Source organism: Aquipseudomonas guryensis, from assembly GCF_014164785.1.
GTDB classification, from domain to species: Bacteria; Pseudomonadota; Gammaproteobacteria; order Pseudomonadales; family Pseudomonadaceae; genus Aquipseudomonas; species Aquipseudomonas guryensis.
Map to the genome: position 1 here is coordinate 668,552 of NZ_JACJFN010000001.1, position 23,547 is coordinate 692,098.

The following is a 23,547-nucleotide window of genomic DNA, read 5'->3' on the forward strand; positions in this document are numbered from 1 at the left end:
GCCATGTTCGATATCGGCTTTTCCGAACTGCTGCTGGTCGGCCTGGTGGCGCTGATCGTCTTCGGCCCCGAGCGCTTGCCCGGTGCCGCGCGCACGGCCGGCCTGTGGGTCGGCCGGCTGAAGCGCAGCTTCAGTGCGATCAAGGCCGAGGTGGAACGCGAGATCGGCGCCGACGAGGTACGCCGTCAGCTGCATAACGAGCAGATCCTGCAGATGGAACGCGAGCTCAAGCAGTCGATCCTGCCGCCGGCCATTGCTCCGGCTGACACTGCGCCCGGCGAGTCGCCCGCAGCAACCAGCGCAGAGCCCGTGCCGAGTCCCGCCAGCAACGCCCCCGTCCAGCCTTCGGAGGCCACGCGCCTGCCATGAGTCAAAGCCAAACCGAACCGGATGCCGAGATGCCCCTGGTAGCGCACCTCACCGAGCTGCGTACGCGTCTGTTGCGCTGTGTGATCGCGATCTTCGTGGTATTCGCCTGCTTGTTCTACTTTGCCCAGGACATCTACACCATCGTCTCGGCACCGCTGCGCGCTTACCTGCCGGAAGGCGCGACGATGATCGCCACCGGCGTCGCCTCGCCGTTCCTCACGCCGTTCAAACTGACCGCCTGGTGCGCGCTGTTCCTCGCTGTGCCGATCATCCTGCATCAGGTCTGGGGCTTTATCGCGCCGGGTTTGTACAAACACGAGAAGCGCATCGCCATGCCCCTGCTGGTCTCCAGCATCCTGCTGTTTTACGGCGGCATGGCCTTCGCCTACTTTCTGGTGTTCCCGCTGATCTTCCACTTCTTCGCCAGCGTGACCCCGGAAGGGGTGGCGATGATGACCGACATCAACGAGTACCTGGACTTCGTCCTCACCCTGTTCTTCGCCTTCGGCGTGGCCTTCGAGATCCCGGTGGCGACATTCCTGGTCATCTGGGTCGGCGTGGTCGACATCGACACCCTGAAGAAGAGCCGTCCCTACGTGATCGTCGGCTGCTTCGTAGTCGGCATGATCCTCACCCCGCCGGACATCTTCTCGCAGACTCTACTGGCCGTGCCGATGTGGATGCTGTTCGAGGTCGGCCTGCTGTTTGGCGGCCTGGTGCGCAAGCGCAGCGAGCATGAGCCGGACGACGACGCCGGCGACCAGCCGCCCGCAACGCAGCCGTGAACCTGCTGCTACTGGAAGACGCCGACTTCGTTGCGGCGGATCGCGTCGTCCTCGCCGGGCGGCGCCTCAAGCACCTGCAGGAAGTGCACCGCGCCGCTGTCGGCGACAGCCTGCGGGTCGGTCGCCTCGGCGGCCTGATGGGCAGCGGCACCCTGCTGGAACTGAGCGAACAACATGCCGCACTACAGGTCAGCCTGGACCAGACGCCGCCGGCCAAACTGCCACTGACCCTGCTGCTGGCCCTGCCGCGGCCGAAGATGCTCAAGCGCGTGCTGCAGACGATCAGCGCCATGGGCGTGCCACGGCTGATCCTGCTCAACAGCTACCGGGTGGAAAAAAGCTTCTGGCAGACCCCTTTTCTCGAACCGGAAGCGCTGCGCGAGCAACTGATCCTCGGTCTGGAACAGGCGCGCGACACCGTGCTGCCCGAGGTGATCATCGAGAAACGCTTCAAGCCCTTCGTCGAAGACCGCCTGCCGGGCATCGCCGCCGGCAGCCTCGGCCTGGTCGGCCATCCCGGTGACTTCCCAGCCTGCCCGCGCGCGATCGAGCAACCGGTGACCCTGGCCATCGGCCCGGAAGGCGGCTGGATTCCCTACGAGGTGGACAAGCTGCGCGAAGCCGGCCTGCAACCGGTGCAGCTGGGCGAACGCATCCTGCGCGTGGAAACGGCGGTGCCGGTGCTGCTGGCGCGGTTGTTCTGATCATCGATTTCGGCATAGTCTGAGACACCGCCAGCTACTGCGGAGTCCGTCATGCGCCCACTGACCATCGACCTCGACCGCCTGGCCGCCGCCTTCGTCAGCACCAACGGCGACTTTCGCCTCGACCTGCTCAGCGGCAGGATTCTCGACATTCCACCCGTCGGCGCCGATCCACAGATCGAACAACTGCTGGAAGAAGAGCCCGAGCGCCTGCTGGCGGTGGATAGCCTGACGCCAGGGGCGATGCTCGCGTTGATGGCCGAGTTTCTCCCGGAAGTCGAGCAACTGGCCGCCTACACCGCCCTGCAAGCCGCCCTGGACAGCCGCAAGCCGCTACGCAGCTTCCACAACGCTCTCAACCAGTTCCCCGACGTGCAATCTGCCTGGCAGGCCTTCGAGGCCGAACGCCTGCGCGAGCTGGCGCTGGATTGGCTGGCGGAGAATGAACTGGAGTTGCGTGTGTAGCCCGGATGCAATCCGGGAAACCGGCAACACCAACCCGGATTGCATCCGGGCTAGGGCAGCGAAAGTGAACCGTTCAGCTTTCCAGCAGGAAGGTCACCGGCCCGTCGTTGACCAGGTGCACCTGCATATCGGCGCCGAAACGCCCGGTGGCCACCTGCGGGTGCTGCTGGCGGGCCAGCTCGACCAGCTGTTCGAACAGTTCAGCACCCAGCGCCGGGGCTGCAGCGCTGGAGAAGCTCGGGCGCAGGCCGCTCTTGGTATCGGCGGCCAGGGTGAACTGCGAGACCAGCAGCAAGCCGCCGCAGACGTCCTTGAGCGACAGGTTCATCTTGCCGTCGGCATCGCTGAACACCCGGTAGTTGAGCAGCTTGTGCAGCAGCTTGGCGACACTGGCCGGGTTGTCCTGCGGCTCGACGCCGACCAGCGCCAGCAAGCCCTGATCGATGGCACCAACAATTTCGCCGGCCACTTCGACGCGTGCGCCACTCACGCGCTGGATCAGTGCCTTCATGCTTCTTCGAGAGGCAGGTCGAGCAGGCGCCGCGCCAGTTGGTCGGCGGCGCGCACCAGAGCATCGGTGATGCCCACTTCGGCGGCGGCGTGGCCGGCATCGCGGATGATCTGCAGCTCGCTGTTGGGCCAGGCCTGGTGCAGCGCCCAGGCATTGTCCAGCGGGCAGATCAGGTCGTAGCGACCATGCACGATCACCCCCGGCAGATGGGCGATCTTCGGCATATCGCGCAGCAGTTGATCGGGGGCGAGGAAGGCATTGTTGACGAAGTAGTGGCACTCGATGCGGGCGATCGACAGGGCGCGGTGCGGCTCGCTGAAACGATCGACCACCTGCGGATTGGGGCGCAGGGTGGCGGTACGCCCTTCCCAGGTCGACCAGGCCTTGGCCGCATGCATCTGGGCGATCTGGTCGGGGCCGGTGAGGCGCTTGTAGAACGCCTGCATCAGGTCGCCGCGCTCATCGGCCGGGATCGGCGCCAGGTAGTCTTCCCAGAAATCCGGGAACAGGCGGCTGGCGCCTTCCTGATAGAACCAGTGGAAGTCCTGCGGGCGGCACAGGAAGATGCCGCGCAGGATCAGCCCATGCACCCGCTCCGGATGGGTCTGTGCATAGGCCAGGGCCAGGGTCGAACCCCAGGAACCGCCGAACAGCACCCACTTATCGATGCCGAGATGCTCACGGATGCGCTCCATGTCGGCCACCAGTTCCTGGGTGGTGTTGTTCTCCAGGCTGGCGTGCGGGGTGGAGCGGCCGCAGCCGCGCTGGTCGAAGGTGACGATGCGATACAGGTTGGGGTCAAAATAGCGGCGGCTGGCGCCATCGCAGCCGGCACCCGGGCCGCCATGGATAAACACCACCGCCAGCCCATCCGGAGTGCCGCTTTCGTCAACATAGAGGACGTGCGGTTCCTGCACCGCCAACTCGTGGCGGGCAAAGGGTTTAATCTCCGGATACAAAGTCTGCATGCTGCACTCCCGAATCTGTGCGAAAGAGCCTGCCCGGGCGCGGCGTATTCGCAGCCATCCCGCGCAGACTTTAAGGTCCCTTTTGATCAGGTGCCGAACATCTGTCGTGGCGGCCATCATAACCATGAAAACGGAGTTGAGCATGCCTACCAAGCTATTTGCTGTGCCTTTCCTCGTCTTGCTCGCCCTGCTTGGTGGCTGCACCAAAAGCGACCCGCAGGCGGCGCTGGAAGCCGCCGTGCAGCAGTTGCAGGACAATCTGGAGGCCAAGAAAGCCAGTACGGTCATGGAACAGCTGCACACGCAGTTCAGCGCCCAGCAGCAGTACGACAGTGAATGGGCGGGGCGCACCATGGCCCTGCTGTTCCTGCGCCACAAGCAGGTCAAGATACTGGCCCTGAGCAAGAGCAGCCGCATCGACCCGACCTACAGCAGCAAGGGCTACACCGAGGCGCAGATTGCCATGAGCGGCGCCGAGGGCCTGATCCCGGACAGCGCCCAGCACTACAGCGTCAAGCTGGAGTGGTGGCTGGAAGACGGCGAATGGCGCCTGGCCAAGCTCGACTGGGAATAATGGGGAGTCTGGATGCAATCCGGGAAGCAGGCGACTCCACCCCCGGATTGCATCCGGGCTACAAAGCCAACGACTTCAGAACAGGTAGGGCACGAACATCTTGCTGCGCGCCATGTACGCCCGGTACGCGTCGCCGAAGTAGGCCAGGCACTCGGCCTCGTCGCGCCGCGCCGCCAGGTACAGCAACACACTGGCCAGCAGGCCCAGGCCAAGGGTCAAGCCATCGAGGCGCTTGCAGGCGATGCCCCAGGTCAGCAGCAGCAGCGAGCAGAACAGCGGGTGGCGGATAAAACGGTAGATGCCGCCGGTGACCAGTTGCGAAGTACGCTCGAAGGCATACAGCTCGTCGTCGACCCGCTGCTCGCTCGGCCGGCCATCGCGGCGCAGCTGGAAGATGCCCAGCCCCAGCACCAGCAACGAGGTGAACAGCAGCAGCCAGGACAGCTTCTGGTGCAGGGCGTAGCGGTCCTCGAACCAGACCGGCGCATTCAGCACCAGCAGCGCCAGCATCACCTCCCAGGCGAAGAAGCGGTAGAAACCATGGGACTGCGGACGGCGCAGCACCCGCCAGGAAATACCGATCAGGGCTACCGAGCCCAGGGCAAAGGCCAACCACTGCTGCCACATCATCCTTGCACTCCTTTGTTCAATCTGCCCCGCAGGCCACAGCCCAGGCGCTGCGCCTGCTGCAGGCCCTCTGTTACACTGCCCGACCACCTGTTTCGACCGCCCGCAATGGATCGCACCCAACTGCACAGGCTCCTGCCCCATCAAGGCCCCGCCCTCTGGCTGGACGGCCTGCTGACGCATGACGCCCGGCGTATCGAAGGGCTCAGCGCCTGGCAGCATCTCGCCGCCTTCGGCGCTGATGCCTCGCCCTGCCTGCTGTTCGAGGCGGCGGCGCAATTGTGCGCGGCGCATGGTGCCCTATACGGCGCCGATAGTGCCATCGAAATGGCCCTGGTCGGCAAGCTCTCGCAGCTGCAGCTGCACCACCAGCCGAGCCTGCGCCAGGGCGCGCTGCGGGTCGCCGCCAGCCAGGAGACCCTGAGCCCAGCCGGCGCACTGTACGCCTTCACCATCCACGCCGAGGAGCGCCTGCTGCTCGACGGCAAACTGCTGCTGGTGCTGGTCCGTGCTTGAGCTGCGCGACCTCGGTTTCCGCTACCCGGGCAGCGAACGGGCGGCGCTGCAGGGCATCAATCTGCAGCTGCAGGCCGGCCAGTGCCTGGGCCTGCTCGGCAGCAACGGCGCCGGCAAGACCACCCTGCTCTCGCTGCTCAGCGGCATGCTGCCGCTGCAACAGGGCGAGCTGCGCTGGAGCGCCACCCCGCGCCTGGGCCTGGTGCCGCAGCAACTGGCCTTCTACGCCGGGCTCAAGGTGCGCGAGAACCTCGACCTGTTCGCCGACCTCTATCGCCTGCGCGGCGACGAGCGCCGCCTGCGCCTCGAGCAGTGCATCGCCACCTGCGCCCTAGAAGACAAGTTGTCACGCCGCGCCGAAGGCCTGTCCGGCGGCGAGCAGCGCCGGCTGAACTTCGCCATTGGCCTGCTGCAACCGGCCGACCTGTACCTGTTCGACGAAGCCACGGTGGGCGTCGATGCCACTAACCGCCAACTGCTGCTCGGCGCCATCGAACAGCTGAGTGCGGCCGGCAAGACGGTGATCTACACCAGCCACTACCTGGAAGAAGTCGAACGGGTCGCCCAGCGCATCCTCCTGCTGCACGAAGGAGAGGTGCGCCTGGACCTGGACAAGCACCAGCTGCTCGGCGACGACCATGGCCTGCTGCTGGAATGGCCGGACGCCGCACCGGCGGGCCTGCAGGAACTGCTCGCCAGCCTGCAGCTAACGGTCGAGGTACTGCCCGGCGGCCTGCGCATACCCCAGCTGGATGGGCAACAACTGCTGCAGATCAGCCAGTTCATCGCCGCGCAAAAACAGCTGCCCAGTCTGCTGCGCTTCGGCCGTCCGTCGCTGGAGCAGCTCTATCTGCGCCTTAACGGAGGCCGGCTATGAGGCTGCAAGCCCTGGTGCGCAAGGAAATCCGCCTGCTGCTGCGCGACCCCCATGCCCTGGCCGTGCTGTTCATCATGCCGGCGCTGTTCCTAGTGCTAATGGCTGGCGCCATGTCCAGCTACCTGCAGGACCGCCCGCCAGCCCTGCGCCTGGTGCTCGACATCCCCAGCGCCAGCGACTCCAGCCAGTTCTTCCAGGCGGCCCTGCAGGCGCAGCTACCAGGCAGCGAACTGCTGGCCGAGAGCGCCGAGCCACTGGCCCATGTGCGCCTGAGTGCCGAGTTTGCCGCCACCCTGCTGGACAGCCCGCACCAGGGCCCCAGCCTGAGTTTCCCCGCGCAGTTCGACAAGTTGGCGCGCCAGCGCCTGCACAGCGCGGTAAGCATCGCCCTGGCGCAGACCCGCCTGCAGGCCTTCCTCGCCGACAGCGGCATGCTCGACCCGACGCTGAGCCTGGAGGAACGCCTGCAGCAGGTGCAGCAACGCACCCAGAGCCAGATCGACGAGCAGGAAGAGCTGGCCAGCGGCGACCTCAGCGGCCGCGCCAACGCCAGCCAGCTGAGCGTGCCGGCCTGGCTGATCTTCGGCATGTTCTTCATCACCCTGCCGATGGCCGGCGGCTTCCAGCGCGAACAGCAGAGCGGCACCCTGCTGCGTTTCCGCTGCCTGGGGCTGAGCCTCGGCACCCTGGCCCTGAGCAAGCTGCTGCCCTACTTCGCCCTCAACCTGCTGCAGTTCGCCCTGCTTCTGGCGCTCGGTGTGTATGGCCTGCCCGCCATCGGCCTGCAGGCCCTGAGCCTGCCCGGCAGCACCGCCGCTTATGCCCTGCTGGCAGTCAGCGTGGCCCTGGCCACTTGCAGCCTCGGCCTGCTGCTGGCCGCCCTGGCGCGCAGCAGCGAGCAGGCGCTGCTGCTCGGCGGCGGGCTGAACATCCTGCTCGCCGCCATCGGCGGGATCATGGTGCCGAAAAGCGTGATGCCGGCGGCCATGGCCCAACTGGCCGAAGTTTCCCCGATGAGCTGGGCGCTGGACGCCTTCCTCACCCTGCTGGTGGGCCACGGCTCATCGCTCGACATCGCCCCCTACTGCGCGCGCCTGCTGCTGTTTGCAGCGGTGTGCGGGGTCGCCGGGCTGCTCCTGTTCCGTCACCGAGTGCAGCAAACGCAATGGACCACACACTACTAGAACAACAACTCAAGCAACTGCTGATTCGCGAGTGCGACAAGGAAGACGATATCGACTGGCAGAGCATCGCCGACGACGAGCCGCTGTTCGGCAGCAAGAGCCGCATCGCGATGGACAGCCTGGACGCCCTGCAGGTGTCCCTGGCCCTGCAACAGCACTACGGCGTGCGTATCGAAGGCGCCAAGGACGGTCGGCGCATCCTTGGCAGCATCGCCAGCATTGCCGACTACATCCGTAGCAGCACAAAGTGATTCCGGTCTATCTGCAACGCGGCGTGTTGCACAGCTGCCTGGGCGACGACCTGGCCAGTGCCGCCCGCGCCCTCGGCCAGGGTACGCTGCCGCAGGCAGAGCAGTTCCTCCTGCATGAGCAACAGCAGCCGCGCCCTTTCCTGTATGCCGGCGCCAGCGCGGATGACCTCGGTCAGCGCCTGGAGCATCTGCTCGATGAGCTGCTCGGTGCCGACGCCAAGGATCTGAGCGACTGTCTGCTGATCATCGCCAGCACCAGCCTGGATATCACCGAGCTGGAAAGCCGCACCAGTGCCGAACAGGGCTTTCGCCCGGAACACTCGACGCCACTCGATCTGCTGGCCGAGCGACTGCGCCAGCGCCGCGGCTTCTTAGATGCTTTCACCCTCAACACCGCCTGCACCAGCGCGGCCAACGGTCTGCTGTATGGCGCCCGCCTGCTCGCCGCCGGCGCCTTCCAACGGGTGGTGGTGCTGGCCTTCGAGACGCCCAGCGCCCTGGCCATGCAGGGCTTCGGCGCGCTGGAGCTGACCAGCGCCAGCGGCCAGTACCGGCCGTTCCATCCCGAGCGCGACGGCCTGATCCTCGGCGAATGCTATGCCGCCAGCCTGCTTAGCCTGCAACCCGGCCCGGCACCATTGGCGCGCCTGCTCGGCGGCTACAGCGCCTGCGACACCAGCAGCCTGACCACCACCCGCGAAGACGGCAGCCATATCGACGCGGTGATGCAGCAGGCCCTACGCAGTGCCGGACGCAACGCCGCCGAGGTGGCCCTGGTCAAGCTGCACGGCACCGCCACCGGCGCCAACGACCACGCGGAAAACAACGGCATGCGCCGCCTATTCGGCGAACAACTGCCGGCGCTGTGCGTACTCAAGCCCTGGCTCGGCCACACCCTGGGCGCCTGCGGCCTGAGTGAAACCCTGCTGCTGGCCCAGCGCCTGCAGCAGGGCACCCTGCCTGGCCTGGACTACGCCAGCGAGGCGCTGTTGCCCCTGCCGGACAAGCCCCTCGACGTGGCAACGGATGCCCTGCTGCTGGCCAATTTTTTCGGCTTCGGTGGCAACAATGCCAGCCTGGTGCTGCAAGGCTGCAGCGCGGGAGTACCCTCATGCGAGTGATCGCCGCCAGTGAAATCCACGGCAGCGCCGCCACCAGCGACAAGCAGCTGAAAGCGGCGCTGAGCCAGTGGCTGGAAAGCCCGCCCCGACGCATCGACCGCCTGATCTTCCAGGCCCTGCTCGGAGCTGCGGCCCTGAAGGCGCAAGTGCACAGCGATTGCGGCCTGTACCTGGCCTCACGCCACCCGGCGCGACCGACCATGGGCGCGCTGCTGGATGCCGTGTGCGTGCAGCACAAGCAGCCGAAACCCTTCGAATTCGTCAACAGCGTGAGCAATGCCGCCGGTTTCCACGTCGCCCAGCAGCTGGGCCTGGAAGGGCCTAACCTGTTTATCGGCGCCGGGCCACGAGCCTGGACGCAGCTACAGGCGCTGGCCCAACTGGACTTGCAGGATGGGCTGATCGGCCAGGCGCTGTTGCTGCTGGTCGAGGAAAGCGAGGACTTCCGCGTGCAAGGGGTGTTGCTGGAAGGCAATCAGCCAGGCGCGCCAGCTACGGACTTCGCCGCGCTGACCGCCGGCATCGAGGTACGGCGCCTCAGTTTGTAGGGCGCGCCGTGTGCACCTGATCGCCTCGCACGGATCTTGAGGTGCGCACGGCGCACCCTACGACTTCGGCGTTCCCCCTCAGCCCTTGCGCTTGGCCCAGGCGCCCAGCTCCTGCATCAATACCCGCTCCTGCCCGGCAATACCGCGCAGCATCTCCGCGATCGGGCGGAAATCCGGCGCCTCGCCCTTGTTGCGGCTGGCACGCACGCAGGCCGAGGCAAACTGGCGCCAGTCGTCGCCGATGGCGGTGAGATGGACCGAGGCCTGCTGCAGCGGGGCAGCGCCGATCAGCTCGCCCGCCTCCTGCAGGAAGCTGGCGTACATGAAGCGAAAGCCCGCGCCGCCGGTGCCGATCTCTTCCTGCATGCGCACGATATGGGTGAGGTACAGGCGGTTGTATTTGGCCTGCGCAGGATCGAGCCGCTCGATCTGCTTGGCCAGGTGCTGGATGCCGCGGATGCCGATCCACGGCAGCGGCATGCCATCGAGGATACGTGTGGTCGACAGCACGCTCTGGCGGATCAGTTTCTCCCAATCCTGTTCCTGCGGTACGTCGTCAAGCCAGTACATCAGACCCTTGGCCGCCAGCGCGCCCTTGGCGAAGCGCGCTTTCTGCAGGTCGGCGCTGGCGCAGCGCACCGGCTCCTCGAACACCGGATCACTGATCAGGTACTCGTCGCCGTCACGGCCGTAGGCCAGCAGGTTGTGCGCGTTGAAGTGGAAGCGCATCTCCGGCGGGAAGTACGGCAGCCAGAACACCGAGCTTTGCAGGCCGGCCAGGCGCCCGCTGTCGAGCAGCGCATCCAGCTCACGACGGCCCTGTTCGGGGTTGCCGAAGGTGCGGCTGTGCAGGCGTGCGCCGAGGCGCTTGCTCAGGGTCTTGATCAGTTGCTTGGGCGGCATGCGGTAGGCAATCAGCGGCATGCCGCTGAGCTTGACGATCGGCAGGTAGGCGAAGGCCAGGCCGGACGCCAGACCGAAGGCCATCGGCTCGCTCATCGGCAAGCCGGCATGGCTCAGCAGGCTGGCCATCACCCCGCTCTCGCAATGGGCGCTCTGGCGGTGCTGGAAATGCGGTTCGAAGCGGGTCATGCCGGGGCCTTCTGGTAAGCGATCAGTTGCGCGACGGGCAGGCCGAACGCATCGGCGTAGCGAGCCAGGATGGCAGCGCTCAGATTCCGGTAGATGGCCGGACGAAAATGCCGGCGAATGCGCCACTGCCACAGCCCGGTGATCTGCGCCAGCGCCGGCTCATCCAGGCGGTAGCGGTACATCAGGCATTTCAGCGGCGACAGTTCGCCGCGCTGCCAGGCGGCTTCGGCGGCGGCTTCCTGCTCCTGCAGCTCGGCCACCGCCAGCTGGGTGGCATAGGCCTCCGGCTCCCAGCCATCGCTCTGCGCGCGCTGGTAATGACCACTGGCGTCCACCGCGTAGACCAGCTTGCTGTGACCGCCGTAGGTGGAGCTATGGTCCTGGGGCACTTCGTCGAGCTTCATGGGCTAAATCACCGTCAGGTGCATAAAGGCACTGGAAAAACGCCCGCTTTCGGGCACATAGCAAAGCAGGCGCTGACCACTGCGCAGGCTGCCGCCGTTGAACAGTTCTTCGAGGATGATGAAGATCGAGGCCGCGCCGGTGTTGCCCTTGCTGGTCAGGTTGGTGAACCAGCGCTCCTGCGGAATCGGCAGGTCGGCATTGGCCAGGCCCACGGCCAGCGGCTCGCGGAAGAACTCCGAGCTGTAGTGCGGCAGGAAGTAGTCGATCTCCGCCACGCGCAGCTCGCGGCGCGCCATGATGCGCTTGAGCGTCTCTTCCACGGTGTATTTGACGATGTTGTCGTTGAGCAGTTTGACGTCCTGCTTGATCGCCATCACCGAGCGGCGGTTGCGCTCTTCGCCATCAAAGCGGCTCCAGCCGGTCAGCTGACCATCCTGCATGTCGGCGCCAGCGTACATGCACGGCGGCATCTGGTCGGCGAAGGAGAGGATGTCGATCCAGTCGATACGCAGGCTCGGCCCGCTGGCATTCGGCTGCCCCTGCAGCAGCACTGCGCCTGCACCGTCGGAGAGCATCCAGCGCAGGAAGTCCTTCTCGAAGGCGATCTCCGGGTGGTGTTCCAGCTCGTCGACGCGGCTCTCATATTCGGCGTTGAAGTTGCGCGCATGCATCAGGCTGGAGGCGACTTCCGAGCCGCAAGCCACGGCGTTGCGGCTCTCGCCGCTGGCCACGCTCATCCAGGCGTACTTCAGCGCGGTCATGCCGCACAGGCAGATGCCGGCGGTGGAGACCACCTCGCACGGCGGGTTGCCCAGCTCGCCCTGGACCATCACTGCATGGTTGGGCATTACCTGGTCCGGCGACGAGCTGCTGGCCACCAGGCAGTCCAGCTCGGCCAGCTCGAAACCGCCACCGGTCAGGCCGCGCACGGCGGCGGCGCTGAGCTGGGCATTGCTCAGGCTCGGCTCGCCGCTGACGGGGTCGATCACATAGTGGCGCTGCTGGATGCCGTTGCGCCGCAACACCAGCTTGCGCGCCCGCGACGGCTGGCCGCCGACCAGGCCGAGGCGTGCTTCCATCTGCTCGTTGTCCACCGGGTCGTGCGGCAGGCAGGCGCTGATGCGATTGATGAATACGGGTTGTACCACGGGCATTCCTCGGGTCACTTCACTCGCCGGACGGGCCGGCAAAGTAGGCCTTCTCACGCTGGATACGCGCCTTGAACAACGGCGCCAGCAACTTCTTCAACAGAGCACTGAGCGGCACCACGGTGACGATCAGGCACAACAGGAAAACGATATAGACCACCAGCCCTACACCGCGCCGACGACTCTGCTGCGGGCCGAGGGCGGCGAGCAGGCGGCTCCACAGCTGAAAGCTGCGGTTGCCGACCTTCTCGCTGGCGATCAGCTTCTCGTCGATTGTCACCGCGCCCAGGCCCTTGAGCATCGGTTGCTCGATCGGTAGTCCGTCGGCGCTCAGGCGCGTGACCATGGCCTCGCCGAAACGGCTGGCGGCGGCGATCTCGGCCGGGTCTATGCCGGCACGCGGCACCCAGCTGTAAGCCTTCTGCCGGCCGGTGAACAGCCACAGCGGGGTAGCCAGGAAGCTCGCCGCGGTGCCGCAGGCGTCGGTCAGGGCGATGTTATCCACCAGCCGCGCGCCCAGTTCGGCGAGCCGCAGCTTGACCTTCTCCTGGGCCATCAGCCACATGTTGCGGCAACCGATCAGGGTCACCACCGGGGTGTCCTTGAGCAGGCGTGCGGCCTCGGGTGAGGCGAGGAAGCTGGTCAACGGCAGCGATGGCGAGAGGAACCACACCTGGTAGGCGAGAATCACCAGGTCGTAACGCTTGTCGGCCTCCACCGTCAGCGGCAGCAGCGGCTGCGGACGCTGCAGCACGGTCTCCGGGAAGATGCGGAAGAAGCCGAGGAACGGCCAGGGAAAGGGAAAGGGCTGCGCCGGCTGCAAGGCGAGGAAGTCCACCTGGATATCGCTGCACGCCTGCAACGGCGCGCACACCGACTGCACCAGCCGATCTAGCTGGCCGGTTTGCGAAAAATGGACCACCAAAACCTGGCGCATCGCGAGCGAATTCCCTGCAAAATGGCCGAATTATGCCACAGCGAATTCTTCAAACCGTAACCCGGGCCGGCTATCAAAGCCTGTTAGGCCTGCTGTTCGTCAGCTCGCCAGCCTGGGCCGGTGACATTCTGGTCAACCTCGAAGGCAAACAGGCCAATGGCGCCGTGCACCTGGCGCTGGTCTTCGCCGACCGCCCTGCGTGGCAGGAGCCACCGCTACGTCTAATCCAGGGCGAGGAGCCGGTCTTGCGCCTGCGCAACCTGCCGCCTGGGCGCTTCGCCATCCAGCTGTTTCAGGACAGCAACGGCAACGGCCGTCTCGACCTCAGTCCACGCGGCATACCGCTGGAGCCGGTGGGTTTCTCGAACAACCCCGCCCTGCTCAATGGCAAGCCCAGGCCGCTGGATTGCCTGTTCGTGCATGGGGCGACGGATAGTCAGCTGACGATTCGTTTGCAGGCGCCGCGGGGCAAGCCTTAGAAACGCTTAGGCCTCGACGTCGACGGCAATGGTGGATAAGCGGAGCGTTATCCACACGGCCTGATCCTGTAGGAGCCAGCTTGCTGGCGATAGGCAGACAGCGTCCCGCTGATCGCCAGCAAGCTGGCTCCTACAAAAGCTTGTGCTGAATAACAGTATCTACAAAGCAGGCACAGAGAAGCGCCCCTCTCCCCAGCCCTCTCCCGTGAACGGGAGAGAGGGCAGAAGCGCGGGTATCTGCCTATCGCCGCCTCGCTGATGCAAGAAAGATCATTACAGGTCTTGTTACTGACCGATCTTGTCATCCGCCACGCGCCAGATCAGCTCGCTGGTGTCGTAGCCGCGCGCCTGGGCCTGCCGCAGCATTTCGGAGCGCGTCTCCAGAGAAATCTGCGCGTCACGCGTCAACAGCCAGAGGTACTCGCGATTGGGATTGCCGACCAGCGCGGTGCGATAATCGCTATCCAGGTACAGCACCCAGTAATCGCCCTTGGCCACGCCGGGGAACAGATTGCTGAACCAGTTATCGAAGCTGACCCACAGCTTGTCCGTCTGCCCGGCCACCTGCGGGGTCGCCTGGCCCTTGGCTTCGATCCACTCGCCGTCGAGGGTACGGCAGCGGTTGAGCACGCCAACCGCGCCATCGTCCTGCAGCTGGTAATGCGCCTCGGACTGCGCGCAGTTGCGCTGGAAAAACATCGGCAAGCGCGCCTGCTCGTACCAGGTGCCCTGGTAGCGTTGCAGGTCCACCGCGCCGGCAGTCTGCGGCGCCTCGCTGCTGGCACCCGGGCCGGCGCAACCGATCAGGCCCAGCAGAACCAGCGGGAGCCCCAGGCCATACCATTTGCGCGCCATCATTTCAGGCCCTGGCCGGAAAACATCATCACCTTGTCACCAGCGTACTGCACGCTGATGAAGACTTTCTCATCACCCCAGTTGCAGCTGGTAATACCGATAGCGCCGGAGCACTCGGTGGGGCTGCCGAGCAGGCTTTCCACTTCGGCCTTGGGCATGCCGGCCTTGAGCTTGGCGTAGTTTTCCTGATTGACCTTGCTGCACGCGGCGAGCAGGACACAGACGGACAGCAGGGCAAGATTGCGCAGCGACATGGGAGACTCCTGAGGGGTTTTAACTGCGGGAGAGCTTGGCACAGTCAGCCCGCTTGTGCGCCATTGGACGTCAGAAGCGTGAGCCGGGTTCCTGCAGGAAGGCCAATTCGTCTGGCGTCGAGGCACGGCCAAGAATCGCGTTGCGATGGGGAAAGCGGCCGAAACGGGTGATCACCTGCTGGTGGCGCACGGCATAGTCGAGATATCCGCCAAACAACTCGCGCTCGGCTACTGGTGCCTGTTCGCACAGGGCACGGAAACGTTCGACGGCCAGGTTCTGCGTGGTCAGGTCTTCGGCGTGCTCCAGCACCAGGTAGACGAATACCTGGCGAATCGCCGGCAGCTGCCGCTCCAGGCCTTGCGCCAGCCCCCAACGCACCAGTTGCTGGGCGCGGGCATCGCCGGCAAAGGCCTGTGGCGTAGCGCGATGGATCATTCGCGGCAGCTGGTCGAGCAGCAGGATCAGCGCCAGCCAGCCCTCGGCCTGCTCGGCCCAATCCTGCAGTCCGCCGGCCAGGGCCTGGGCACTCAGCTCACCGAAGCGCTCACGCGCCTCGGCATCCTGACTGGCCTGATAGCCGAACCACAGTTTGCTGCGCTGAGCCGCCACCACGCTGGCGGCTTCGGCGTCACCGAACCACCAGTCGAGCAAGGGCTGCCAGGCAGACACGCGTCAGGCCTGATGGTAGGCCGTGGCGCGCTCGACTTCTTCCTTGGAACCGAGGAAGACCGCCACGCGCTGGTGCAGGGACTCCGGCTGGATGTCGAGAATGCGCTGGGTGCCGTTGGTGGCAGCGCCGCCAGCCTGCTCGATCAGCATCGACATCGGGTTGGCCTCGTACATCAGACGCAGCTTGCCCGGCTTTTCCGGCTCGCGAGCGTCGCGCGGGTACATGAACAGGCCGCCACGGGTGAGGATGCGGTGCACGTCGGCCACCATCGAGGCAATCCAGCGCATGTTGTAGTTCTTGCCCAGCGGGCCTTCCTTGCCGGCCAGCAGCTCGGAGACGTAGCGCTGCACCGGGGCTTCCCAGTGACGCTGGTTGGACATGTTGATGGCGAATTCGGCGGTACTTTCCGGTACGCGGATGTTCTCGTGGGTGAGCACGAAGCTGCCCATTTCGCGATCCAGGGTGAAGCCCATCACGCCGTCGCCGAGGGTCAGCATCAGCATGGTCTGCGGGCCATAGATGGCGTAACCGGCCGCGACTTGCTGGGTACCCGGCTGGAGGAAGGCCTCTTCGCCGAGATCACCGCTTTCGCCATTGCGATCCGGGCAACGCAGTACGGAGAAGATGGTGCCGACCGAGACGTTGACGTCGATGTTGCTGGAGCCGTCCAGCGGGTCGAATACCAGCAGGTAGGCGCCTTTCGGGTACTGGCCAGGAATCTGGTAGGCATTGTCCATTTCTTCGGACGCCATGCCGGCCAGGTGACCGCCCCATTCGTTGGCTTCGAGAAGGATCTCGTTGGAGATCACGTCGAGCTTCTTCTGCACTTCACCCTGCACGTTCTCGGTGCCCATGCTGCCGAGCACGCCACCGAGGGCGCCCTTGGACACGGCGTGGCTGATTTCCTTGCACGCACGTGCGACCACTTCGATGAGGAAACGCAGATCAGCCGGGGTGTTGTGGCTGCGGGTCTGTTCGATCAGATAGCGGCTGAGGGTGACGCGCGACATGGAGGAGCTCCGGAAGGGAAGTCAAAATCGCGCGCAGTTTAACCGTTTGCGGGCGCCAGCGCCTCTGCAGAACCCGACAGCTGATGAGAGGATGGCGACACGGGTGGGGGAAGCTCAACAACCAACCGTAACCGCGACCCCGTTGCGGGGCCGCGGTCGCAGTAGACGGCTTACAAATCCCAGGACAGGGAGACGTTGATGCCCTGCTGGTCATCGTCGTCGCTGTTGCGGTAGCTGTAGCTACCGCGCAGCGACAAGCCTTCGGCCAACTTGTGGCTGACACCCAGACTGGCGCGAGTGGTCTTGTCGGTCGGCACATAGCCTTCCAGCGTGTACTCGATACCCGACAGAGCGTTCTGCGACATGCTCACTTCGCTGACGTCATCCTCGTACTCGCGCTCCTGCGCCACTTCGGCGAACAGGCGGGTCTGCGCACTGAGGTCGATGATGCCCTGCAGGCCAATACCCAGACGCTTGGAGGTGCGTTCCTGGTCGTCATAGGTCAGCGCAGTGGAACGCTGGCCATCTTCCGAGTAGCCATCCAGTTCGACACGGGCATAGTCAGCACTGATGAACGGGCTCAGGTGCCACTGGCTACCCGGCTGGGCGATGTCGTAGCCGAAGCGGCCGCTGAAGGCCCACAGCGAGCCATCGGTATCACCTTCCTCGGTACGGTTGGCAGTCCCAAGCTCGAATTTGCGCTCAAGATTGGCGTAATCGAGGTGGCCGACGCTGGCCGCCAACTCGGCCCACCAGCGGTTCTCCTGGTACTGGGCAAAGGCAGTGCCAATGTAGCTGTTGAGTTCATAATCGGAATCGGCATCGCCGGCTTCCAGGCTCTGCTCATAGAAGCCGGCCGCCAAACCGAGGCGCCAAGCCTCATTGAGACGGTAGCTGCCGCCGAAGTTGAGGTTGTAGCCGTTGCCATCAGCAGAGCTTTCATAGATGTCGTAATCGAGACGCTGGCCACCGCCATTGACGAATGCGCGCCATTGACCGACCGCCTGCCAGGCTTCCCAGTCGGCCTGCCACTGAGCACGCAACTGATCCTGGTGCGAGCGCAGGTTGCCATGCGCCATTTCCGGCAGCAGGCTGATTTCCCAAGGGGCAGACAGCAACGAGTAGGCATAGTCGGAGATCAACGTTTGCCCAGCGATAGTCGGGTGTACGCTGTCGTTGAACAGCAGCTTGGTCGGATCGGGGCTGGTTCCGTTGAGCCCGAAGACCGGGTTCTGGTTGGTGCAGTCGTCAAAGCAGGTACTGAGCAGAGCGTTACGATCCGCCAGCAGTCCGTAGCGAGCCGGGTCAGCCAGTACTTCCGAGAGCATCAGGGGCACGTTGAGGGGAATGACTTCCGCATTGACCTGGGCGAGTTGGGCAACCAACTCGGTATTGAAGTCTTGGGCCAGGCCCGAAACGGTGCTCTGCAGACCGCCACCAAAGAAGTTGGGCGTCAACCCCACGTCCGGCAGCAACCAGACCATGATGTACTTGCCGCCCGCTTGCTGCAGCGCCTCAACGCTGTCGACCAAGCGCCCAGCAGAGGCTTGGGCGGTAGCCGTACTGGTCACCTGGAACTGGAGGAAGTCATTGCCGCCACCGGTGAGGTAGTAAAGAGCATTAGGATCAGCACGGAAGCCCCGCTCCACTAGGTAACCATCGCGGGAGCGCGAGTCGACGATGGAACCGCCCACGCCGGTAATGGAGTTCAGAATCTGATCGGTACGATAGCCACCCACAGCCCAGTTATCGCCATCGGGCAGGCCCAGCGCCTGGTTCACCGGTGAGGTGGAGCCGGTCATGCTGCCCAACCCCAGCTTGCCATTCAGAATCTGAGTGGCATTGAGGCCATACGACTCGCCACTACCAGGCTGATAGGTAGGGCCGGTACGGTTGGTGAAACGCTCAGTGGCACCCGCCGGGCCATCGGCGTCGGCGCGCTGTCCGGCATCGGCCAGGCTGTCGCCGAACACCACCATGGTCGAATAGGGAGATGCCTGCAGGGGCAGGGAAGCACTGGCAAGCAGGCAAGCCGCGGCCAGCGGAGTCAGAACGCGCTTCATTAAAATGTCCTTGTGATTGTTATTGGACTGGGTGCTACGCGCCGACTTTAGCGTGATTTGTATCGCAATTCATCAAACTCTTGTTTGAATCGACCAGAAGTCGTAGATCGCCTGTGATGGCGACTTGATCGCCGCATCACGCCTCGCTTTGCGGCTTGCGCAGCAGGCTGAAGGCCATCCCGCCAAGCAGCGCCACGCCAGCCAATAGCACCGTCCACAAGCCGACACGCTTCCAGTCCGCCTGCGACTGTGCCTGCTGCGCGGCAGCCTCAACGGCCGCCGGCACCTGCTGCGGCGCCGTCGCCACGCCTAGGCTGGAAAGGCGCGCCGGTTCGTAACCGGGAATCAGCGTGCTCAGTGGCAAGGCCGCCGACTGCCCGGCCGCGTTGCCAATGGCCAGCTGGTAAGGCGCCGAGCCACGGGCGAGGAACACCACCTGAGTGCTACGCATTGCCACCTGCAACTGTGGCGCCTGTTGGCCCAGGCCACCGCCGCGCTCGTCGACCTGCAGGCGCAGCTGCTGCACCGGCGTGCCATACAGCTCGATCTCGTCCTGCCGCACTTCCTTGCCATTCTGCGGCAGGCGATAGAGCAGACCGCGGGCCAGTGGCTGCCACTCCAGCTTGCCATCACGGCGACTGGACAGGCTCACCGGCGCCAGGGTGTTGGCCTGATCGAGACTGAACCTGACCCGCTGCAGTGGCAGCGACAGCGGCAGCTCCCAGCTGTATTCGCCAGCCTTGGTGCTGCGTGCCGGCAACGCTGCGGACCAGACCAGCGGCGGCGCCGCGTCGGCATTGCCGATGCTGACCAGTTGCGCGGCCGTCAGGGCCGTTGCCTGCTGCGGTGCCAGCCAGAGCAGGCGCAGATAGCGCGCCTTATATCCCGGCAGCGCGACCTCGCGCTGGTCGATACGCTCATTGGCGAAGCTCAGGCGGGCGATGCTGCCTTCGCCCCAGCTGCTCCAATGCTGCAGGTCGTCGCTGGCCTCGATGGTGAAACGCTGGAAGCCTTCGCTATCGGCGCTCCAGTCCAGCAGCAGGCGATGCAGCGGCAGGTCCACGGCACTGGCGTCGAGCAACCAACCGCGCAGGACCTGCTCGACCGGCGCCGACTCTTCCGGCGCCACTTCGACCAGAGTGCCGCTGGTGCTGCGCTGCACGCGGATGGCCGGAGCACCCGACGCCGCTGCATCGCCCATTAGCGGAAACCATTTGACCGCCACCTGCTGGCGCTGCTCGGCGGCCTGCGCAGTACCAAGGGTCAGCGCATAGGCCAGGGCCTCGCCTTCGCCGTTGAATACTCGCAGATCACGCAAGTCCGCATGGCGGGCAGCGAAATGCAGGGCTGGCGGCAGCTCCAGGCGATACCAGGGACCTTCACCAGCCAGCGTCAGCGGCACGCGGGTGGCGTAGTCGCCAGCCTGCTCATCCGCATTCGCCCAGGGCGTCAGGAGCAGCGCGGCCAGCAGCAACGGACGACACAACAAGACTTTACTCATGCTTTCACCTGTGCGGATTCACCTTCCGCCTTGCGTGGCGGCAGCGGTGCGAAATAGCCGACAACCAGCAGCAACACGCCGACGCCGATAAAGGACACGATGCGCTCCAGGCCACCGCGGTTGCCCAGCTCGACGAAGAACAACTTGGCCACCACCACGCCGATCAGCGCGGCACCCACCAGCCAAAGCTCGCGCCGGCCACGCAGGTGGCCGACGATCATCAGCGGCAGGGCAATCAGAGTCCAGACGATGGACAGGCCGGCCTGCACCAGCATTGAGTCGAGCAGCAGATCGAGCCGGTACGGCACGCCGCCCCAGTGATGAGCGGCGCGGAATACCGTGGCGGTAAACAAGGCAAACAGCGAAACGCCGGCCAGCAGCTGCGCCACCTGCTCCGTGCGCAGCGGAGCCACGCCCAGCTGCGGCAATCCGCTGCGCAGCCACTGGAACACCCCGAGCAGGCTAAACAGCAGGCCCAGCTCCAGCGGGTTGACCAGCGGCAGGTAAGGCAGCGGCTCGGCCCCGCCATCGCTGGCGATATTGGCCAGCCAGAACCAGCCGAGCATCAGCACCGCCAGCGGGGCCGCCGCCCACACTCGGTATTCGCGTGAATAAGCCGCCACCGGCCACGGCCATTGCCGCGGCGCTGCCATCAGCAGAAGGAAGGCACTCGGCAGCAACGCCCAGCCCAGCCAGCGCCAGGCGTTGTACTGCTCGGACAACAGCATCAGCAGGTAACGCAGCTCCAGCGCCAATACCCCGAGGATCAACCAGCAGCCCAACACATGGGCGGCACTCAAGGCGCCGCCCGGCAACAGGCCAGCGAGGCGGCGCAGCGACAGCAGGTGCACAGCGAACAGCAGCCCCCAGGCCAACCAGCCGAAATCCGCTGCCGGGTGATAATTACGTTCGCCGATCTGCAGCAGGATCACCCCAGCCACCGGCATCAGCAGCGTGCACAGCAGGGCCAGGGAGCGCCAACGCAGACGTTCGGCCAGCCAGGCCCACAGCGCCACGCTCAGCGCTGCGGCCAGCAACAGCAGCGAACCCTGTAGACCTGGCGCGACAAAGCGCACGATTTCCGCCGCCAGAGCCAGCGCCCACCAACCCGCCCCCCACACCAGCAGCAGCTGCGACAGGCGCTGCAGGCTCAGGCTGCCCAATTCGCCGGCCTGCTGGCGCAGCAACACATGGCGCAGACGCCAGGCGCCAATCTGCGCGGCAATCGCCAGCACCAGCGGCGTCCAGAAGCCGGCATGGGCCAGCGGACGCAGCCCCTCGCTGGGCAAATAGCCGAGCAGCAGCGGGCTGGCCGCAAGGAAGGCAATGCCACCGACCACCTGCAGCAGCAGGCCGAAGAAGAAGCTGACGCGCAGCTGCAGGCGCAGGCTGAGCCAGATGATCAGCAGGCCAGTGCCCGCCCACACCGCGCTGGCGCTGTGCCAGGGCAGCACGAACAGCACCGCCAGATTGATGAACACCAGGCCGACCAGCATCACCAGTGACAAGCCACGCAGCAGGCCGCGATCGTTGCTGACCAGCTTGTCGCGCGCCGCGATCAGCATGCCGGCCACCAGCGCCAGGCCGATCAGCGAGCAGACCAGCAGACCACGCCAGCCGGAATCGAGCACGCCAGCATGGCCCAGCTCCGAACCCTTCAGCCGTGTGAGGAAGATCAGGCCACCCAGCAGCTGCACGGCGAAGGCGCTGAACAGGAACGTGCGCGACTGCAGGCGCAGACCGACCCAAAAGGTCGCCAACCCGGCGAGAGCCCAGCTGATCGCGGTGCCCTCGGCGGCGAAACACAGCGGCGCGATCAGATAGAGGAACAGCAACCCGCCCACGGCCAGCAACGGCAGGCCGCGGCGCTCCCAGGCCTTGCTGGCCTCCAGCGGAGCCTGGCGCAGCTGCCAGAAGCTGAACAGCAGCGCCGCACCAAGCATCAACGCGCCCAATGGCGCGCCCTCCAGCACCGTGGCACTGGGCATGCTGAAGCTGAGCTCACCGAGGAACGCCAGCGCTGCGCCCAACTGCAGCAGCAGGGCAAAGGCGCGCGCCAGCGGCCGCCCCTGGCGCAGGCCGAGCCAAAAAATGCCGGCACCTTCCACTGCCCAGGCAGCGGAAGTCCAACGCGCGTCCAGGCCCAGCGGGATGGCCAGGCTGGCAAAGATCACCCCGAGGGCCAGGCAGGTTTCCACCAGCAACAGCGTCCGCCCCGGCGCGCGCCCGCTGAGCACACGGGCCAGCAGCAGGTAGAACAGGCCCAGGCCAAGGGCGCTGAAGGCGGCGGCAAACTCGATATGCTGCACGATCGCGTATTGCAGGCCGAAGCCCACCAGCGGGGTGCCGAACAGCACGCTGCCATCCACGTAATCGGCCTTGTCCCGCGCCCAGCGCAACAGCTCGCCACGCTCCTGGGGCGCCGCCTCGGCCTCGCGCAGCTTGCGCCGGGCGAACAGCAGGCCGATAGCCACGTACATCAGGAAGAACAGGATCAGGAACGGCTCGGTGCTCCACAGCAGCTCTGGCGTGTAAGAGCGCAGCCCCCAGGCGAAGCCGATGCCGAAGGTGCCGAGGAAACCGACCAGGTTGAGCAGGCGCCAGGCCTTGAACCAGGCGATGGCGAAGATGCCGCTGTTGAGTAGGATGAAGTAGGAGAACAGTGCCACATGGTTTCCGCTACCCGTGGAGGTCAGGATCGGTGCGGCGAAACCGCCCAGCGCCGCCGCCACCGCCAGGCCCAGGGCGTTCTGCGCCACTGCGAGGATCGCCGAGAACACGGTGACCAGCACCAGCAAACCGAGGGCCATCTTGGGGTCGAGCAGCGGATGCAGGCGCATGGCCGCGAAGGTGGTCAGATACAGCACCGCCACGCCGGTGCCTTGCAGGATCAAGCCATAGCTGCCGACCCGTTCGCGCAACCACCAGCCCAGCCCGAGCAGGGCGATGGCACTGGCGGCAACGCCGGCATAACGCATCTCGACCGGCACCACCATGCCTTCGGTGGCATAGCGCAGGAGGAAGGCCAGGCCGAGAAACAGCAGCACCACACCAACCCGCAGTACGGTATTGCCACCGAACAGCCAGGCCTTGGCCAGACCGATGGCGCGCTCGATGGGCGAAGGTTCGCGGGGCTTTCGCGGAGCCGGTGGAGCGGCGGGTTCGACAGGGCGTGCTGGCTGGGCCTGCGTCGACTGCCAGCTGTCTGGTTGCTCGCGGGATAGCGCCGGCTCGATGATGGGCGGCAGTTCTGGCAGCTCGAAGACCAGCTCGCTGTCCGCCTCAACCGGCGCCGGTGCAGACGCCGCCGGCAGCACCAACTCTGGCACAACGGCAGCCGGTTCGGCGGGCACGGGTTGCTCGGAGGCTTGGCCGCCCTGCTCCAGCTTGAGCAAGCGCTCGTAGAGGGCGGTGGTGCCACGCTCGAAGCGCTCGGCAAAGCCCTTGAGCTCCTGGCGCAGCCTGGCGTTCTCGCCCGCCAACTGGTGCAGACGCAAGGCCTGCCCCAGCCCCAGCCCGATCAGGCCACCGAGCAGGGCACTGGTGATCGATTCACCGGCCAGTGCACCGAGCACCAGGCCGACCAGCATGAAGATCCATTGCATGCGTTTGCTTCCCGAGCCGTTGAGGCG

General features: G+C 65.6%; 26 protein-coding genes. 12 read left to right on the forward strand and 14 right to left on the reverse strand.

The window, feature by feature from the left end; translation table 11 throughout:
* Positions 1-3: 3 nt before the first annotated feature.
* From tatB to H3H45_RS03030, 4 genes are read left to right on the forward strand one after another with little or no spacing between them, the layout of a single operon-like run.
* Positions 4-369: a Sec-independent protein translocase protein TatB gene (tatB, locus tag H3H45_RS03015; RefSeq protein ID WP_182832260.1), complete on the forward strand. Its 366-nt coding sequence runs from the start codon at positions 4-6 to the stop codon at positions 367-369.
* Positions 366-1,154, forward strand: a complete 789-nt coding sequence (gene tatC / locus H3H45_RS03020) for a twin-arginine translocase subunit TatC (protein ID WP_182832261.1) — start codon at positions 366-368, stop codon at positions 1,152-1,154. Before tatB ends, tatC begins: the two co-directional genes overlap by 4 nt.
* A complete protein-coding gene (locus H3H45_RS03025; RefSeq protein WP_182832262.1) occupies positions 1,151-1,858 on the forward strand; it encodes a 16S rRNA (uracil(1498)-N(3))-methyltransferase in 708 nt (235 codons plus the stop codon). Before tatC ends, H3H45_RS03025 begins: the two co-directional genes overlap by 4 nt.
* A gap of 51 nt (positions 1,859-1,909) precedes the next feature.
* Positions 1,910-2,323 (forward strand): UPF0158 family protein, encoded by a 414-nt coding sequence (locus H3H45_RS03030; RefSeq protein WP_182832263.1) that lies wholly within the window; start codon positions 1,910-1,912, stop codon positions 2,321-2,323.
* 73 nt (positions 2,324-2,396) lie between these two features.
* Here H3H45_RS03030 and dtd read toward each other — a convergent pair whose 3' ends face one another.
* The gene (gene dtd, locus H3H45_RS03035) at positions 2,397-2,834 is read right to left on the reverse strand and encodes a D-aminoacyl-tRNA deacylase (protein WP_182832264.1); all 438 of its coding nucleotides are present in this window, start codon (positions 2,832-2,834) and stop codon (positions 2,397-2,399) included.
* Entirely contained in the window at positions 2,831-3,802 is a 972-nt protein-coding gene (gene pip, locus H3H45_RS03040; protein ID WP_182832265.1) for a prolyl aminopeptidase, read from the reverse strand. Before pip ends, dtd begins: the two co-directional genes overlap by 4 nt.
* Positions 3,803-3,944: 142 nt before the next feature.
* Between pip and H3H45_RS03045 the strand changes: the two genes are divergently transcribed.
* Positions 3,945-4,376, forward strand: a complete 432-nt coding sequence (locus H3H45_RS03045; RefSeq protein WP_182832266.1) for a hypothetical protein — start codon at positions 3,945-3,947, stop codon at positions 4,374-4,376.
* A 75-nt stretch (positions 4,377-4,451) separates the two neighbouring features.
* Here H3H45_RS03045 and H3H45_RS03050 read toward each other — a convergent pair whose 3' ends face one another.
* A complete protein-coding gene (locus tag H3H45_RS03050; protein ID WP_182832267.1) occupies positions 4,452-5,006 on the reverse strand; it encodes a methyltransferase family protein in 555 nt (184 codons plus the stop codon).
* 105 nt (positions 5,007-5,111) lie between these two features.
* Here H3H45_RS03050 and H3H45_RS03055 point away from each other — a divergent pair, with 105 nt between their 5' ends.
* Genes H3H45_RS03055 through H3H45_RS03080 form a run of 6 tightly spaced genes read left to right on the forward strand, consistent with a single transcriptional unit; the run spans position 5,112 to position 9,500 of the window.
* Positions 5,112-5,519 (forward strand): hotdog family protein, encoded by a 408-nt coding sequence (locus H3H45_RS03055; protein WP_182832268.1) that lies wholly within the window; start codon positions 5,112-5,114, stop codon positions 5,517-5,519.
* Positions 5,512-6,396 carry an ABC transporter ATP-binding protein gene (locus tag H3H45_RS03060; protein WP_182832269.1) on the forward strand — a complete coding sequence of 295 codons (885 nt, stop codon included), beginning with the start codon at positions 5,512-5,514 and terminating at the stop codon, positions 6,394-6,396. Before H3H45_RS03055 ends, H3H45_RS03060 begins: the two co-directional genes overlap by 8 nt.
* The gene (locus H3H45_RS03065; RefSeq protein WP_182832270.1) at positions 6,393-7,580 is read left to right on the forward strand and encodes an ABC transporter permease; all 1,188 of its coding nucleotides are present in this window, start codon (positions 6,393-6,395) and stop codon (positions 7,578-7,580) included. Before H3H45_RS03060 ends, H3H45_RS03065 begins: the two co-directional genes overlap by 4 nt.
* Positions 7,562-7,831, forward strand: coding sequence for an acyl carrier protein (locus H3H45_RS03070; RefSeq protein WP_182832271.1), 270 nt, complete (start codon positions 7,562-7,564; stop codon positions 7,829-7,831). The genes H3H45_RS03065 and H3H45_RS03070 overlap by 19 nt, the downstream gene beginning before the upstream one ends.
* Positions 7,828-8,952 carry a beta-ketoacyl synthase N-terminal-like domain-containing protein gene (locus H3H45_RS03075; protein WP_182832272.1) on the forward strand — a complete coding sequence of 375 codons (1,125 nt, stop codon included), beginning with the start codon at positions 7,828-7,830 and terminating at the stop codon, positions 8,950-8,952. The genes H3H45_RS03070 and H3H45_RS03075 overlap by 4 nt, the downstream gene beginning before the upstream one ends.
* Entirely contained in the window at positions 8,943-9,500 is a 558-nt protein-coding gene (locus H3H45_RS03080; RefSeq protein WP_182832273.1) for a hypothetical protein, read from the forward strand. Before H3H45_RS03075 ends, H3H45_RS03080 begins: the two co-directional genes overlap by 10 nt.
* 78 nt (positions 9,501-9,578) lie before the next feature.
* Here the strand turns inward: H3H45_RS03080 and H3H45_RS03085 are convergent, their stop codons facing one another.
* The 4 genes from H3H45_RS03085 to H3H45_RS03100 are packed head-to-tail and all read right to left on the reverse strand — an operon-like array spanning position 9,579 to position 13,082.
* Positions 9,579-10,592: a BtrH N-terminal domain-containing protein gene (locus H3H45_RS03085; RefSeq protein WP_182832274.1), complete on the reverse strand. Its 1,014-nt coding sequence runs from the start codon at positions 10,590-10,592 to the stop codon at positions 9,579-9,581.
* Positions 10,589-10,996 (reverse strand): hypothetical protein, encoded by a 408-nt coding sequence (locus tag H3H45_RS03090; protein WP_173210004.1) that lies wholly within the window; start codon positions 10,994-10,996, stop codon positions 10,589-10,591. Before H3H45_RS03090 ends, H3H45_RS03085 begins: the two co-directional genes overlap by 4 nt.
* A 3-nt stretch (positions 10,997-10,999) precedes the next feature.
* On the reverse strand, positions 11,000-12,145 hold the full coding sequence (locus H3H45_RS03095) for a beta-ketoacyl-ACP synthase III (RefSeq protein ID WP_182832275.1): 1,146 nt from the start codon (positions 12,143-12,145) through the stop codon (positions 11,000-11,002).
* A 19-nt stretch (positions 12,146-12,164) separates the two neighbouring features.
* On the reverse strand, positions 12,165-13,082 hold the full coding sequence (locus H3H45_RS03100; protein ID WP_182832276.1) for a dialkylrecorsinol condensing enzyme: 918 nt from the start codon (positions 13,080-13,082) through the stop codon (positions 12,165-12,167).
* A 32-nt stretch (positions 13,083-13,114) separates the two neighbouring features.
* Between H3H45_RS03100 and H3H45_RS03105 the strand changes: the two genes are divergently transcribed.
* A complete protein-coding gene (locus H3H45_RS03105; protein ID WP_182832277.1) occupies positions 13,115-13,561 on the forward strand; it encodes a DUF2141 domain-containing protein in 447 nt (148 codons plus the stop codon).
* A gap of 285 nt (positions 13,562-13,846) precedes the next feature.
* On the opposite strand, the gene H3H45_RS03110 is transcribed toward H3H45_RS03105, so the two are convergent.
* The 7 genes from H3H45_RS03110 to H3H45_RS03140 all read right to left on the reverse strand — a co-directional run bounded on the left by H3H45_RS03110 (position 13,847) and on the right by H3H45_RS03140 (position 23,520).
* Positions 13,847-14,419: a lipocalin family protein gene (locus H3H45_RS03110; protein WP_235983313.1), complete on the reverse strand. Its 573-nt coding sequence runs from the start codon at positions 14,417-14,419 to the stop codon at positions 13,847-13,849.
* Positions 14,416-14,670 (reverse strand): outer membrane protein assembly factor BamE domain-containing protein, encoded by a 255-nt coding sequence (gene bamE, locus H3H45_RS03115; protein ID WP_182832278.1) that lies wholly within the window; start codon positions 14,668-14,670, stop codon positions 14,416-14,418. The genes H3H45_RS03110 and bamE overlap by 4 nt, the downstream gene beginning before the upstream one ends.
* 70 nt (positions 14,671-14,740) lie before the next feature.
* Entirely contained in the window at positions 14,741-15,340 is a 600-nt protein-coding gene (locus H3H45_RS03120; RefSeq protein WP_182832279.1) for a DUF924 family protein, read from the reverse strand.
* A gap of 3 nt (positions 15,341-15,343) precedes the next feature.
* Complete coding sequence (locus H3H45_RS03125) at positions 15,344-16,351, reverse strand: class 1 fructose-bisphosphatase (protein WP_160492483.1); 1,008 nt, start codon at positions 16,349-16,351, stop codon at positions 15,344-15,346.
* Positions 16,352-16,521: 170 nt separating this feature from the next.
* Positions 16,522-18,414, reverse strand: a complete 1,893-nt coding sequence (estP, locus tag H3H45_RS03130; RefSeq protein ID WP_182832280.1) for an esterase EstP — start codon at positions 18,412-18,414, stop codon at positions 16,522-16,524.
* 136 nt (positions 18,415-18,550) lie between these two features.
* Entirely contained in the window at positions 18,551-19,915 is a 1,365-nt protein-coding gene (locus H3H45_RS03135; protein WP_182832281.1) for a DUF3999 domain-containing protein, read from the reverse strand.
* A complete protein-coding gene (locus H3H45_RS03140; protein ID WP_182832282.1) occupies positions 19,912-23,520 on the reverse strand; it encodes a DUF2339 domain-containing protein in 3,609 nt (1,202 codons plus the stop codon). The genes H3H45_RS03135 and H3H45_RS03140 overlap by 4 nt, the downstream gene beginning before the upstream one ends.
* Between the last annotated feature and the right edge of the window lie 27 nt (positions 23,521-23,547).

What these genes read in the sequence shown, in the direction of transcription:
- tatB (WP_182832260.1), top strand. Translation starts at nt 4, where the DNA reads ATGTTCGATATCGGCTTTTCCGAACTGCTGCTGGTCGGCCTGGTGGCG.
- tatC (WP_182832261.1), top strand. Translation starts at nt 366, where the DNA reads ATGAGTCAAAGCCAAACCGAACCGGATGCCGAGATGCCCCTGGTAGCG.
- H3H45_RS03030 (WP_182832263.1), top strand. Translation starts at nt 1,910, where the DNA reads ATGCGCCCACTGACCATCGACCTCGACCGCCTGGCCGCCGCCTTCGTC.
- dtd (WP_182832264.1), bottom strand. Translation starts at nt 2,834, where the DNA reads ATGAAGGCACTGATCCAGCGCGTGAGTGGCGCACGCGTCGAAGTGGCC.
- pip (WP_182832265.1), bottom strand. Translation starts at nt 3,802, where the DNA reads ATGCAGACTTTGTATCCGGAGATTAAACCCTTTGCCCGCCACGAGTTG.
- H3H45_RS03045 (WP_182832266.1), top strand. Translation starts at nt 3,945, where the DNA reads ATGCCTACCAAGCTATTTGCTGTGCCTTTCCTCGTCTTGCTCGCCCTG.
- H3H45_RS03050 (WP_182832267.1), bottom strand. Translation starts at nt 5,006, where the DNA reads ATGATGTGGCAGCAGTGGTTGGCCTTTGCCCTGGGCTCGGTAGCCCTG.
- H3H45_RS03055 (WP_182832268.1), top strand. Translation starts at nt 5,112, where the DNA reads ATGGATCGCACCCAACTGCACAGGCTCCTGCCCCATCAAGGCCCCGCC.
- H3H45_RS03065 (WP_182832270.1), top strand. Translation starts at nt 6,393, where the DNA reads ATGAGGCTGCAAGCCCTGGTGCGCAAGGAAATCCGCCTGCTGCTGCGC.
- H3H45_RS03070 (WP_182832271.1), top strand. Translation starts at nt 7,562, where the DNA reads ATGGACCACACACTACTAGAACAACAACTCAAGCAACTGCTGATTCGC.
- H3H45_RS03080 (WP_182832273.1), top strand. Translation starts at nt 8,943, where the DNA reads ATGCGAGTGATCGCCGCCAGTGAAATCCACGGCAGCGCCGCCACCAGC.
- H3H45_RS03085 (WP_182832274.1), bottom strand. Translation starts at nt 10,592, where the DNA reads ATGACCCGCTTCGAACCGCATTTCCAGCACCGCCAGAGCGCCCATTGC.
- H3H45_RS03090 (WP_173210004.1), bottom strand. Translation starts at nt 10,996, where the DNA reads ATGAAGCTCGACGAAGTGCCCCAGGACCATAGCTCCACCTACGGCGGT.
- H3H45_RS03100 (WP_182832276.1), bottom strand. Translation starts at nt 13,082, where the DNA reads ATGCGCCAGGTTTTGGTGGTCCATTTTTCGCAAACCGGCCAGCTAGAT.
- H3H45_RS03105 (WP_182832277.1), top strand. Translation starts at nt 13,115, where the DNA reads ATGCCACAGCGAATTCTTCAAACCGTAACCCGGGCCGGCTATCAAAGC.
- H3H45_RS03110 (WP_235983313.1), bottom strand. Translation starts at nt 14,419, where the DNA reads ATGATGGCGCGCAAATGGTATGGCCTGGGGCTCCCGCTGGTTCTGCTG.
- bamE (WP_182832278.1), bottom strand. Translation starts at nt 14,670, where the DNA reads ATGTCGCTGCGCAATCTTGCCCTGCTGTCCGTCTGTGTCCTGCTCGCC.
- H3H45_RS03125 (WP_160492483.1), bottom strand. Translation starts at nt 16,351, where the DNA reads ATGTCGCGCGTCACCCTCAGCCGCTATCTGATCGAACAGACCCGCAGC.
- estP (WP_182832280.1), bottom strand. Translation starts at nt 18,414, where the DNA reads ATGAAGCGCGTTCTGACTCCGCTGGCCGCGGCTTGCCTGCTTGCCAGT.
- H3H45_RS03135 (WP_182832281.1), bottom strand. Translation starts at nt 19,915, where the DNA reads ATGAGTAAAGTCTTGTTGTGTCGTCCGTTGCTGCTGGCCGCGCTGCTC.
- H3H45_RS03140 (WP_182832282.1), bottom strand. Translation starts at nt 23,520, where the DNA reads ATGCAATGGATCTTCATGCTGGTCGGCCTGGTGCTCGGTGCACTGGCC.